General features: G+C 64.2%; 10 protein-coding genes and 1 pseudogene. 9 read left to right on the plus strand and 2 right to left on the minus strand.

Features of this window, described 5'->3' with window-relative positions:
* On the minus strand, window positions 1–197 hold a 197-nt coding region (locus RT424_RS20335; protein WP_409521557.1), incomplete at its 3' end, for an aminopeptidase P family N-terminal domain-containing protein.
* Between the two features lie 12 nt (window positions 198–209).
* A complete protein-coding gene (locus tag RT424_RS20340) occupies window positions 210–1,445 on the minus strand; it encodes an FAD-binding oxidoreductase (protein WP_313441961.1) in 1,236 nt (411 codons plus the stop codon).
* 263 nt (window positions 1,446–1,708) lie between these two features.
* On the opposite strand from RT424_RS20340, the gene RT424_RS20345 reads away from it, so the two are divergent.
* From RT424_RS20345 to RT424_RS20385, 9 genes and pseudogenes are all read left to right on the plus strand, one after another.
* Window positions 1,709–2,365, plus strand: coding sequence for a GntR family transcriptional regulator (locus RT424_RS20345; RefSeq protein WP_313441963.1), 657 nt, complete (start codon window positions 1,709–1,711; stop codon window positions 2,363–2,365).
* 23 nt (window positions 2,366–2,388) lie between these two features.
* The gene (locus tag RT424_RS20350; protein ID WP_313441965.1) at window positions 2,389–3,804 is read left to right on the plus strand and encodes an amino acid permease; all 1,416 of its coding nucleotides are present in this window, start codon (window positions 2,389–2,391) and stop codon (window positions 3,802–3,804) included.
* Window positions 3,805–3,861: 57 nt separating this feature from the next.
* Window positions 3,862–5,376 (plus strand): glycoside hydrolase family 27 protein, encoded by a 1,515-nt coding sequence (locus RT424_RS20355; RefSeq protein ID WP_313441967.1) that lies wholly within the window; start codon window positions 3,862–3,864, stop codon window positions 5,374–5,376.
* 209 nt (window positions 5,377–5,585) lie between these two features.
* Window positions 5,586–6,326: a PepSY-associated TM helix domain-containing protein gene (locus RT424_RS20360; RefSeq protein ID WP_313441969.1), complete on the plus strand. Its 741-nt coding sequence runs from the start codon at window positions 5,586–5,588 to the stop codon at window positions 6,324–6,326.
* Between the two features lie 15 nt (window positions 6,327–6,341).
* Complete coding sequence (locus RT424_RS20365; protein WP_313441971.1) at window positions 6,342–6,845, plus strand: DUF2271 domain-containing protein; 504 nt, start codon at window positions 6,342–6,344, stop codon at window positions 6,843–6,845.
* A gap of 61 nt (window positions 6,846–6,906) precedes the next feature.
* Window positions 6,907–7,764 (plus strand): DUF4198 domain-containing protein, encoded by an 858-nt coding sequence (locus tag RT424_RS20370; RefSeq protein WP_313441973.1) that lies wholly within the window; start codon window positions 6,907–6,909, stop codon window positions 7,762–7,764.
* A gap of 34 nt (window positions 7,765–7,798) precedes the next feature.
* Window positions 7,799–8,770 (plus strand): FAD:protein FMN transferase, encoded by a 972-nt coding sequence (locus tag RT424_RS20375; RefSeq protein WP_313441975.1) that lies wholly within the window; start codon window positions 7,799–7,801, stop codon window positions 8,768–8,770.
* Window positions 8,771–8,910: 140 nt separating this feature from the next.
* On the plus strand, window positions 8,911–11,373 hold the full coding sequence (locus RT424_RS20380; RefSeq protein WP_313441977.1) for a TonB-dependent receptor: 2,463 nt from the start codon (window positions 8,911–8,913) through the stop codon (window positions 11,371–11,373).
* Between the two features lie 48 nt (window positions 11,374–11,421).
* Window positions 11,422–11,659, plus strand: a pseudogene (locus RT424_RS20385) (hypothetical protein); the annotation flags it as partial.

An 11,659-nucleotide genomic window follows, 5' to 3' on the forward strand; every position in this document is an offset into this window, starting at 1 on the left:
TGGCCCCAGGGCAGGCCCGAGAAATAACGCAGCGAAGCGCCCGCATTCACCAGCAGGGCATCGGCGCCGAGCCTTTCGGTCAGTTCCTGGGCCCGCGTCATCCGCGCCTCGCGCTCGGCCACGGCAATGGCCGGGGCGCGATCAGCCCAGGCGGTGAGGCCGGCCAGTTCGATCTCTGCGGTCGATCCGCCAATCATCCTTGTATTCCTTTATGCAAAACGCTGAATGTCGAAGGGAGCGAGCGGCAGTTCAGGCTGCCCACCCCCGACCATCGAGGCCACCAATCGCGCCGTGATCGGCGCCAGAGTAAGCCCGAGGTGCTGATGCCCGAAGGCATAGAAGAGATTCGATGCCTTCGTCGAGCGTCCGATAGCGGGAAGGTAGTCCGGCAAGGTGGGACGACAGCCCATCCAGCGGCGGAACGGCCCTGCGATCGGCAGGCCCAATTCGGCAACGTGACGCTCCAGCCGCTCCCACTTGCGCGGGTCGGCGGGGGCATCGACCTTGCCGAGTTCGACGAAGCTGGCGGCCTGCACCTCGTTTCGATAGCGGGTGACGATCATCGATCGCTCCTCGAACACCACCGGCGGAAGATCGGCGGGCCAATGCTTTCCCTCAAGGTGGTTGGCATCGGCGCGAATATGATAACCGCGCTCGGCGATCATCGGCACCTTGTGGCCGACGTGTTCCATCAGTTCGCGCGAACGCACTCCGGCGCAGACCAGCACCTGCTCTGCATCGACACCGGCGATTTCGACACGTCCGCCAGCAGCGCGCAGTTCGCCGCGCTGCGCCACGATGGTGCCGCCGCGTTCGGTGAACGCGTTCCTGAGCGCCTGCCGCAACTCGCCCAGATCCGCAATCTGGCCGCTGCCCGAAAAGCGGATGGCATCGGCCACCGGCTCTCGGCCCAGCCTCGCGAGCATGGCACGCTCCGCATCGCTCGCGGCATGAACCCGGGCGCTGCCGGTCTCGGCAGTCAGCCATGAGGTTTTCCCCTCGCGCGCGGCGCGTTCGCCGTGCCAGAGCACGAAATGGCCATTCTGCCTGAGAAGCTCCGCCGCACCGATCCGCTCGACCAGCGAAATCCATGCCGGCATCGACTCCGCGAGCAAGGGGGACAGAGCCTCGCAGCCCTTGCGAAACCGGGCCGGGCGGGCAGCACCCAGGAGGCGCAGGCCGAACGGCACCCATTCGGCCACGGCAGACGGCGGAAAGCCCAGCGGCCCGCCGCGCAGGAACAGGCGCCGGGGCAGGCTGCGCACCATCTCCATCGAGGCAAGCGGCTCGACCTGCTCCACCGCTATATGGCCCGCGTTACCCCAGGATGCCGCCCGGCCTTCCATGTCGTCGTCGACGATCGCGACCTGATGTCCCGCGTCGAGCAAGGCGATGCCCGCGCAGAGCCCGACTACTCCGCCACCGACGATTCCAATGGACCTCACAAAAACTCCGTTGCATAAGTCAGACTATATCGTATACCATATATCAATCACCGCCCGTCTTCACAAGGCTTCGCACCGCGCATGAACGTCTCGATCCACAGCATTGGCAGCGCTTCGGTTCGCCAGCGTGGTGACGGGTTGCGATTAAAAAAACGCAATAGCGCATTAGAAAAGGTCGGATTGCAGCACCTTTTACGATCATCTACCGTATACGTTAGATCGGAGGCGCCCTGCGCCATCGAGACGTATATGGAGATACACTGGTGACAATCGTCGTCCGCACCCTTGCCGAACGCATTTTCGACGTAATCCGGGAAAGGATCGTCGAAGGAAAGCTGCCCGTGATGGAGCCGGTGAGGCAGGATGCACTGGCAGCCGAGCTTGGCGTCAGCAAGATCCCGCTGCGAGAAGCACTCGCCCGACTGGAACATGAAGGCCTGCTGACCAGCCAGGCCAACCGGGGATGGTTCGTCCGTCCGATGTCGAGCGACCAGGCAGAGGAAATCTACCTCCTGCGTCTGGCCATCGAACCCGCAGCCGCGGCCTATGCCTGCACGGTTGCCGACGAGAACGATCGCAAGGCCGCCGTTAACGCTTTCGAGGTTCTGGACGCCGCCGCCAAGGACAACCTCAGCGATGTCGCCGTGCGCAACCGCGAATATCACGTCGCACTGGTGCGCCCCGGCAAGCGCCTGCTCACCACGCAACTCGTGGAGCGCCTCGAAGTGCTCGCGGAGCGCTACGTGATCGCGCACCTCGAACCTGCGGGCCGTGGCGACCGCGCCCATACCGAACACCGTGAACTGCTCGACACCTGGCTTACCGGAGACGCGGCCAAAGTGCAGAGCATGCTCACCCAGCACATCGCCAGCACGCTCGACGACTTGCGCGCTCATTTTACCGCCAGCCAGTCAGGCTGAGACAAAAATAATCAGGGGAATCCATGTTCGGACCGCGTAAATCCATAGAAAAACTGTCACAGCGCGACTCCGGGCATTCCCTGGCTAAGACCCTGAGCTGGCCTCACCTGATTGCACTGGGCGTCGGCGCCATCGTCGGCACCGGCATCTACACGCTTACGGGCGTCGGCGCCGAGCGCGCCGGCCCGGCTGTGATCCTGGCCTTCGCCATTGCCGGAGCCGTCTGCGCCTGCGCCGCGCTCGCCTATGCCGAAATGGCGACGATGATCCCGGCAGCAGGCAGCGCCTATACGTTTTCCTATGCCGCCATGGGCGAGACGATCGCCTGGATCGTAGGCTGGAGCCTCATCCTCGAATACTCGCTCGCCTGCTCGACGGTGGCGGTAGGCTGGTCTGGCTATCTGGTCGGCTGGATAGAGTCCGCAGGCATACACCTGCCGCACATGCTGCTGGTCGGCCCGCACGGCGGCGGTCTCGTCAATCTGCCCGCTGTCCTGGTAGCGCTCGCCGTCATGGGCATGCTGATCGCCGGCACGCGTGAGAGCGCGACGCTGAACATCGTGCTCGTCATCATCAAGCTGGTCGCGCTTTCCATCTTCGTCGTCATGGCACTGCCCGCTTTCCAGGGCGGCAATCTCGATCCCTTCATGCCCTATGGTTTCGCCAGCACCGAGATCGAAGGCCAGAAGCGCGGGGTCATGGCCGCTGCCGCCATCGTCTTCTTCGCGTTCTACGGCTTCGACGCGGTCGCCACTTCGGCCGAGGAAGCCAAGAATCCCGGCCGCGACCTCACCATCGGCATCGTCGGCTCGATGGTCGTCTGCACCGTGATCTACATGGCCGTGGCGATCGCCGCGATCGGCGCCCTGCCTTTCCAGCAGCTTGCCAACTCGCCCGAGCCGCTTGCACTCGTGCTGCGCCAGCTCGGCCAGCCGGTCGCCGCGCACCTGATCGCCTTCGCCGCCGTGCTTGCCCTGCCCTCGGTCATCCTCGTCATGATGTACGGCCAGAGCCGCGTGTTCTTCGTCATGGCCCGTGACGGCCTGCTGCCGCGCAGCCTCGCCAAGATCAGCCCGCGCACCGGCGCCCCCACCCGCATCACCCTGATGACGGGCATCTCGATCGCCGTCGTCGCCGGTATCTTCCGCCTCGACGAGATCGCCGAACTGGCCAATGCCGGCACCCTTATCGCCTTCATCTCGGTCGGCGCCTGCCTGATGATCCTGCGCCGCCGCGCGCCGGAACTGCCGCGCCTGTTCAAGTGCCCCAAGCCGTTCCTGGTCGGTACGCTGACGATCCTGGGCTGCGTGTACCTGCTGCTCAGCCTGCCCGAGAGCACGCTGGTTCGCTTCGGCGCCTGGAACGTCATCGGTCTGCTGGTCTACTTCCTCTACGGCCGCTCGCGCAGCGAGGCTGGCCGCGAGGCGGCGGCAGCCTGACCGGCAAGTACCAGACCCTTTCCAAACCGTTCTTTTTCAAGATCCAAGGAGATCGCGATGAAACGCGCCTTCGTTCTGGCCGCCGCTCTGCTCGGCACGGCCCTTTCGCCTGCCACGCCCGCCCTTGCCAAGACCGCCTATGACGGCGTCTGGCTGTTCGACGACGCCCCTCCCAACCCGGGCGTGACGATGGTCGAAGTCGGTTCGAAGGGCGGTAAGATCGCCGGCACCGTCACCACCAAGTGGTACGGGCCGGTCGAAATGATGAACCCCCGCGTCGAGAATGGCGAACTCCGGTTCGAAGCCCGCAATATCAACGACAAGGAGCACCTCACCCGTTCCTGGAGCGTTGCGCTGGAAAATGGCCAGGCGCATCTCAAAGGCCGGATCTGGGAATCCGAAATCGACAGCAAAGGTCGGAAAGGCACCGCGAAGGACGCCAAGGCCCGCGCTTTCCGGTTCTCGACCCTGGCCCCGCTAGGGGCGCCGATTCCGAAGACGCTGGCCGCCTCCCCGCCGATGGGCTGGAGCAGCTGGAACAAATTCGCCGAGCACATCGACGACAAGACCATCCGCGCACAGGCAGACGCGATGGTCTCGAGCGGCCTGCGCGATGCCGGTTACCTCTACATCAACATCGATGACGGATGGCAAGGCAAGCGTGATGCCAAGGGCGTGCTCCAGCCCAACGAGAAGTTCCCCGACATGAAGGCGCTGACCGACTACGTCCATTCCAAAGGTCTGAAGATCGGTATCTATTCCTCGCAAGGCCCGCGCACTTGCGCCGGTTATGAGGGCAGCTACGGCCATGTGAAGCAGGACGCGCAGACTTACGCGGACTGGGGCTTCGACTATCTGAAGTACGACCTCTGCTCCGGCGAATGGTTCTATGCCGATGCCGATACCGTGAAGCGCAGCTACTACGAGATGGGCGCCGCGCTTCAGGCGACCGGGCGCGATTTTATCTTCTCGCTCTGCGAATACGGGCGCTTCGATGTGGGCAGCTGGGGCCGCGACGTCGGCGGCCAGCTCTGGCGCACGACGGGCGACATCACCGACGACTATCCGACCATGGCCAAGATCGGCTTCGACAAGAACGGCAATCCCGATTGGGCCGGTCCGCACGGGTGGAACGATCCGGACATGCTGGAAGTCGGCAATGGCGGCATGAGCACGGACGAGTACCGCACCCACATGACGCTCTGGGCCATGTCTGCCGCGCCGCTGATGATGGGCCATGACTTGCGCGAAACCAGCGCCGAGACGCTGGCCATGCTGACCAACAAGCGCGTCATCGCCGTAGACCAGGACGCGAAGGGCGTGCAGGGCAAGGCGGTGCGCAAGGCGGGCTCCATGGAGGTCTGGGCCAAGCCTCTTGCCGACGGGCGTGTCGCACTCGCCCTGTTCAATCGAGGCGATGCAGCAGCTTCACTGGCGCTGACACCGGCTGACGCGGGACTTGCAGGCGTTTCCCAGGTCGAGGATCTGTGGACTGGTGCCAAGGCTGGAAGCCTGCCCGCCAGCTACACCGTGCCTGCACGGGGCGCCATCATGCTGACGGTTGGCGGCTGACCGCGCGCCACCGCGCCAATTTTTTGCCATTGGCGGCCGGCAACCGGGCATCCGGTTGCCGGCCGCATTCGCATAGACGATCCTTATAGCGAATATCCGTCTTTGTTATTGCGAGGCATTCGCACTTCCGGTAATGGCCTCCAATCAAGGGGGCCGGACCGATTTGTCCGTGAAACGGCGCGCGCCCCCGCCATCAGGGATACGTGCGAGTGGGCGGTAACAGCGGAAGCATCGATGTGCTGGAAAGTGCGGAGCGCGCACCGGCCGCATCGCGCCTCCAGCCCAGCGAGCGGACCACGGTTCCGCCCCCTGCCCGCAAAGCCCCCGCCAAAAAGAAGAACAAGAAGGCTCGTGCCTTCTGGCTGAAACAGCTTCACACTTGGCATTGGGTAAGCGCGGCGGTTTCGCTGGCAGGCATGTTCCTTTTCGCCATCACCGGCATCACGCTCAATCATGCCGCCTCCATCGGCGCCGAGCCCAAGGTCGTGCAGAGCGAAGGGCGGATAGCGCCGGGTCTTTTGCGCAAGTTGCCGCCTGCCGGAGACAGCACGGCGCCCCTCCCGGCGGAGTTGGCGAAAGCGGTCGCGGCTGTCGTGCCGCTTGACCCTGCCGGCTTTGCTGCCGACTGGTCGGCGGAAGACGAAGTCTACGTCGCCATGCCGGGGCCGGGCCGCGACGCCTGGGTCAGCATCGATCGCTCCAACGGTGCGGTCTCTGCCGAGGCGACCAACCGCGGCACGGTTTCCTATCTCAACGACCTGCACAAGGGCCGCAACACCAGCTCGGTCTGGTTCTGGTTCATCGATCTCTTCGCGGCGGCCTGCATCGTGTTCACCGTGACCGGCCTGTTCCTGCTGCAACTCCACGCCAAGCACCGGCCGTCGACCTGGCCGCTGGTGGGGCTGAGCCTGCTAATCCCGCTCGCGATCGCTCTTATATTCATCCACTGAGACAAGAAGGCACCGATGACGACATCGAAGGTACTGCCCGCGCTTCCGCTTCTGGCCCCGGCGCTCGTTGCCGGAACCCTCGCCACACCGGCGGCCGCCGCTACGGTCAGCGTGACGATCCCGCGCGTCAATGTCGCGGAATACCATCGCCCCTACGTCGTCGGCTGGCTGGAACCCGTAACGGGCGGCGCCGCTCGCACCATCTTCGTCTGGTACGATGTCAAGAAGGCCGGTCGTGAGCCGGGAACCAAGTGGCTGGCGGATCTCCGCACCTGGTGGCGCAAGGGCGGCCGGTCCATGCAACTCCCCGCGGACGGCCTGAGCGGCGCCACGCGCGCACCCGGCACCTACCAGATCCCGCTCCCCGCCAATCTCGCGCCAGGACAATATGTCCTCAAGGTGGAAGCCGCCCGCGAAACCGGTGGCCGCGAACTCGTCTCGGTTCCCGTAACCGTTCCGGTGAAAAAGGGCGGCTCCGCTTCGGGCACCAGCGAACTGGGCGCCATTACCATCCGTTGATGGGACGATCTACTATTCCTGTTTTTTGAGAAGCTTGAACTTCGAACCTCAAGGATTTTCCATGCGCTACAGCCCTATCCTGATCGCATCCGCAGCGCTTGCGGCAGTCCTGGCTTCCCCCGCTTCGGCCCATCGTCAATGGCTGCTGCCCTCCACCACGACCCTCGCCGGAACCAGCGAATATGTGACGGTCGACGCAGCCGTTTCCAATGACCTGTTCTACCCCGATCACTTCCCTATGAGCCCCGATCAGGTCACGGTGTGGACGCCGGACGGCAGCCAGGGCAAGCTGGAGAACCCCGCCACCGGTCGCTATCGCTCGACGTTCGACGTCAAGATCGACAAGCCCGGCACCTGGAAGATCGGAACCCAGCGGTCGGCCGTCATGGGCAGCTTCAAGGTGAACGGCGAGGACTGGCGTCTTGGCGGACGCGGTCGCCCGATGGCCGCGACTGCTCCCGGCGGCGCTCAGGCTCGTAATGTTGCCACGGTCGCCGACATCCCGGCCAATGCCACCGACGTGAAGCTGACCGAAGTTCAATCCGGCAATTATGTCTACGTCACTTCGGACGCGCCCACCAAGACGGTGTTCACGCCCACCGGCAAAGGCCTGGAAATCGATCCGATCAGCCATCCCGACGAACTCGTCTCGAACGAGGAAGGCCAGTTCCGCTTCCTGATCGACGGCAAACCCGCCGCCGGCGTGAAGGTTACGGTGGTGCCGGGCAGCAAGAAGTTCCGCGAGGCCGAACAGGCGCAGGAACTTACGACCGGCGCCGACGGCGTGCTCCATGTCAAGTGGCCAGTTGCCGGGATGTACTGGATCAATGCCAGCGCTTCCGACCACAAGCCCAGCGAAAAGCGCGCGACCGAACGCCGGATGAGCTACACGGCCACCGTGGAAGTCGTGGCGCCCTGATCTGCCCGGCGCTTCGCACGAACCGGGTAATTCCATGCGTCTCGCCGTCCCGCTCGAAATCGATCGCGAAGCCCTGGCCGACTGGCGTCAGGACGCCCCGATCGTGGAACTGGGCGGTGAGACCATGGGCACCAGCTGGCGCCTGCGGCTTGCGGCTCCCGGCGGATTCGATCGGGGTTTGACCCTCCGGGCGATAGAAGCGCGCCTCGAGGACATAGTCGCACAAATGAGCCACTGGCGCGCGGACTCGGTTCTGGGCCGGTTCAATCGTGCCGCGCCCGGCGTTTGGATCGATTTGCCCGCCGATTTCGCGGCGGTGATGACGGCCGCGCTTGCCATCGCCGACATCACCGGATCCGCATTCGATCCTACCATCGGCGCGCTGGTCGACGCATGGGGCTTTGGTCCTGTTCCGACCGAAGGACCGCCCGGCGCAGACGACCTCGCCAAAGCCCGATCCCTGTCGGGTCGGCATCGCCTGACGGTCGATCCGGAAGGACGGCGGCTGCTGCAACCCGGCGGACTGAGGCTGGATCTCTCCGGAATTGCCAAGGGTTACGCCGTCGATGCCCTTGCCGCCCTTCTGCGCGGGCACGGCTGCAATCATTTCCTGGTTGAGATCGGCGGCGAACTTGTGGGTGCCGGCATCAGGCCCGATGGCGATCCCTGGTGGGTGGACCTCGAAACCCCTGCCGCCGCGATCCCCGCCTTCCGTATTGCATTGCACCAACTCGGGGTCGCCACCTCCGGCGACTATGTGCGCGGTCGCCACACCATAGATCCGCGAACCGGCAGTCCGGTCGAACACGCCCTGTCGGTCAGTGTGCTCCATCCTTCCGCCATGCTGGCCGACGCTTGGGCCACAGCCCTCACCGTGGAGGCTCCCCCTGCCCTTCGCGCGCTCGCCACGGCGCGGAATCTTGCCGTTCGTGCGATTTTCCGCACCGGGAACAGCTTCGAGGAATGGATCAGTCCCGCCCTCGGCCGACTGGTGATGGAACCATGAAGCAAACCGATGCCCGCTCGTAATCAACGTGCACACGATGCTGCAATAAAGCTGCGACAATTGTAACAAAGCATATTGCGAATGCGAATGACTCTCATTATCGGAAACCCCAAGGGACATCCAAACATGAGGGAAAAAATATGTCTTTCAGGCCTTCTGCCGTGTCTGCGCGGCGCACATTCCTGGCGCTTTCCTGTATCGCTCCGGCGCTTGCTCCCACCGTTGCCCATGCACAGGACGCGCAACCGTCCCGCGTGCTGGGCGGCGTAACCGTTAGCGATACGGCGATCGACGAGCAGCCCGGCCGCAAGCTGGAATCGCCGAAGCGCACGCGCTCCGTGCTCGATACGCCGCAGACCATCACCGTTCTCAGCAACGAAGTGATCGAGCAGCAGAACCTGCTTACCCTGCGCGACGTGTTGTCCACCGTGCCCGGCATCACTTTCGGCGCGGGTGAGGGCGGCGTCGGCCCCGGCGACAACATCACCTTCCGCGGCTATAGCGCCAGCAACGACATCACCGTGGACGGCGTGCGCGACAGCGCCCAGATCACCCGCACCGACTCCTACAATCTCGAACAGCTCGAAGTCACCAACGGCGCCAACTCGGTGATCTCGGGTGCCGGCTCGACCGGCGGCAACATCAACATCGTCACCAAGCGCCCCAAGGCCGACGACGCCTATCTCGCCACGGCGGGCATCGGCACCGACAACTATTATCGTGCCACGGTGGACCTCAACAAGCGCGTCAACGATCTCGTTGCCTTCCGCCTGAACGCGATGTGGCACCGCAACGACGTGCCCGGCCGCGATGTCGAGGACTATCGTCGCTGGGGTGTCGCGCCGTCGCTCACCATCGGCATCGACAGCCCAACCCGGCTGACGCTCCAATACAATCACCAGGAAGACAACAACATCCCCCAGTATGGCGTGCCGTACTATCGGGGCGACATCCTGCCGGGCGTCCACCGCAGCGACTATTTCGGCTATCGCAACGTCGACAAGCAGCGCATCAACGTCGACCAGGTGACCGCGATCTTCGAACATGACTTCAGCGATACGGTGTCCATCCGCAACCTCACCCGGTGGCAGGATTCCCGCCAGCTCACGCTCGTCAGCCCGCCGCAGGGCACTTATTGCCTCGCCAATGGCCTGACCCCGCAAGGCGGTGCCTGCACGGTGAATGTCGGCACGGGAGGCGTCACCAACAACGTGCTGCTGCCCGCAGACTACTACCTGATCGGCGGCCCCCGCGGGAATACCCGTGATACCCGCAACCAGCTGATGTTCGACCAGCTCGACCTGAGGGCGGTGTTCAACACCGGCGCAATCGAGCACACGATCAACCTGGGCGGTGCGCTGACCTGGGAAAAGTACGACCTCTTCACCGGCAATTCCCTGCGCGGCGCGGACGGATCGGTAACCTATACCCGCTACCCGCTGGTCAATATCGACAATCCCAACGAGGTGGTGCCCGGCCCGGCCAGCCCCTACTTCACCTATGGCAACAACGTCTACGTAGGCCCGGTGAACTTCATTCGCGGCGGGCACACCATGGGTGAGCAGACTAATGTCGCCGGCTACCTGTTCGACACGATGAAGCTCGGCAAGTTCGAACTCAGCGCCGGTGCCCGTCTCGAGCGCAACGTCGGCACCAGCCGGGCGGATACGATCTGCACCACGGTGGGCGGCTGTGTCGTGGGCGGCGTGCCTGTCGCTCTCGGCCAGGTCACGGCGGCAGGCGCCAAGGCGCGCAATGCGGACACGCTGTTCTCCTATCGCGTGGGCCTGAACTACAAGCCGGTCGAAGAGGTCAGCATCTATGCGGCCTACGGCAATTCGCGCACCCCGTCGAAGAACTCGGTCAACGGATCGTGCACGGCCGATACGCCGGGCGTGGTCAACACGACCTGCAACATCAATCCGGAATCGGCCAAGAACTACGAGATCGGCGTGAAGGGCGAACTCTTCGACGGCGGCCTGTTGCTTACAGCCTCGGCCTTCCGCAACGAGCGTGACAAGTACGCCGTCGTCTCCGGCGACCCGACCGTCCCCAACCAGCAACTGGACGGCAAGTCGCGAGTGGACGGTATCGCCCTCGGCGCCTCGGGCAAGATCACCTCGGCGTGGACGATCACGGCGAACTACACCTACCTCGATTCCGAACTGCTCCAGTCGGTTTCGGACAATTGCCTTGCCAACCCGGGCAGCGGCACCTGCACGAACTCGGCAGCCAACCCCAATCCGGGAGCAGGTCAGTACCTTCCGGCCACGCCCAAGAATTCGGGAAGCCTGTTCACCACCTATCGCCTGCCGTTCGGCCTCACGATCGGCTACGGCCTGACCTACCAGGGCAGTTTCCTGCTTTCCACCGCCACCCCGGCGACTGCGACGGCACCTGCGGTAGCGGCGGTCAAGTCCGACGACTTCCTGATCCACCAGGCCTATCTCGCCTATGACTTCTCGCCCAACTTCTCAGCACAGATCAACGTCAAGAACATCGGCGACAAGCGTTACTACACCCGCATCCGCGGCAACGGCGTGGGCTGGGCCACGCCGGGCGACGGCCGCGCGGCGGTTCTGACCCTGTCCGCGAAGATGTAATCCAGGTCCCAACGGCCCGGCGGGCGCTTCACGCGTCCGCCGGGTTTCTTGCGCAAGATCGAAGCGTCTTCGCTTTGCGCGAAGACGCTTCAGGCATTCCCTGCGCAGGATGATTGTCAGCACCCGATAATTGGGCAAAGAAACCGGATGGTCATCGAAATACCCGAGCTTTTCTCCGCCGAAGAGGTCCGCGAATTCCGCCAGGCACTGGAAAGCGCCGACTGGGCGGACGGACGCGCCACCGCCGGCCATCGCGCCGCGCGTGTCAAGGAAAACGAGCAACTTC

The sequence above is a fragment of the Novosphingobium sp. genome, from assembly GCF_032093395.1.
Classification (GTDB): domain Bacteria; phylum Pseudomonadota; class Alphaproteobacteria; order Sphingomonadales; family Sphingomonadaceae; genus Novosphingobium.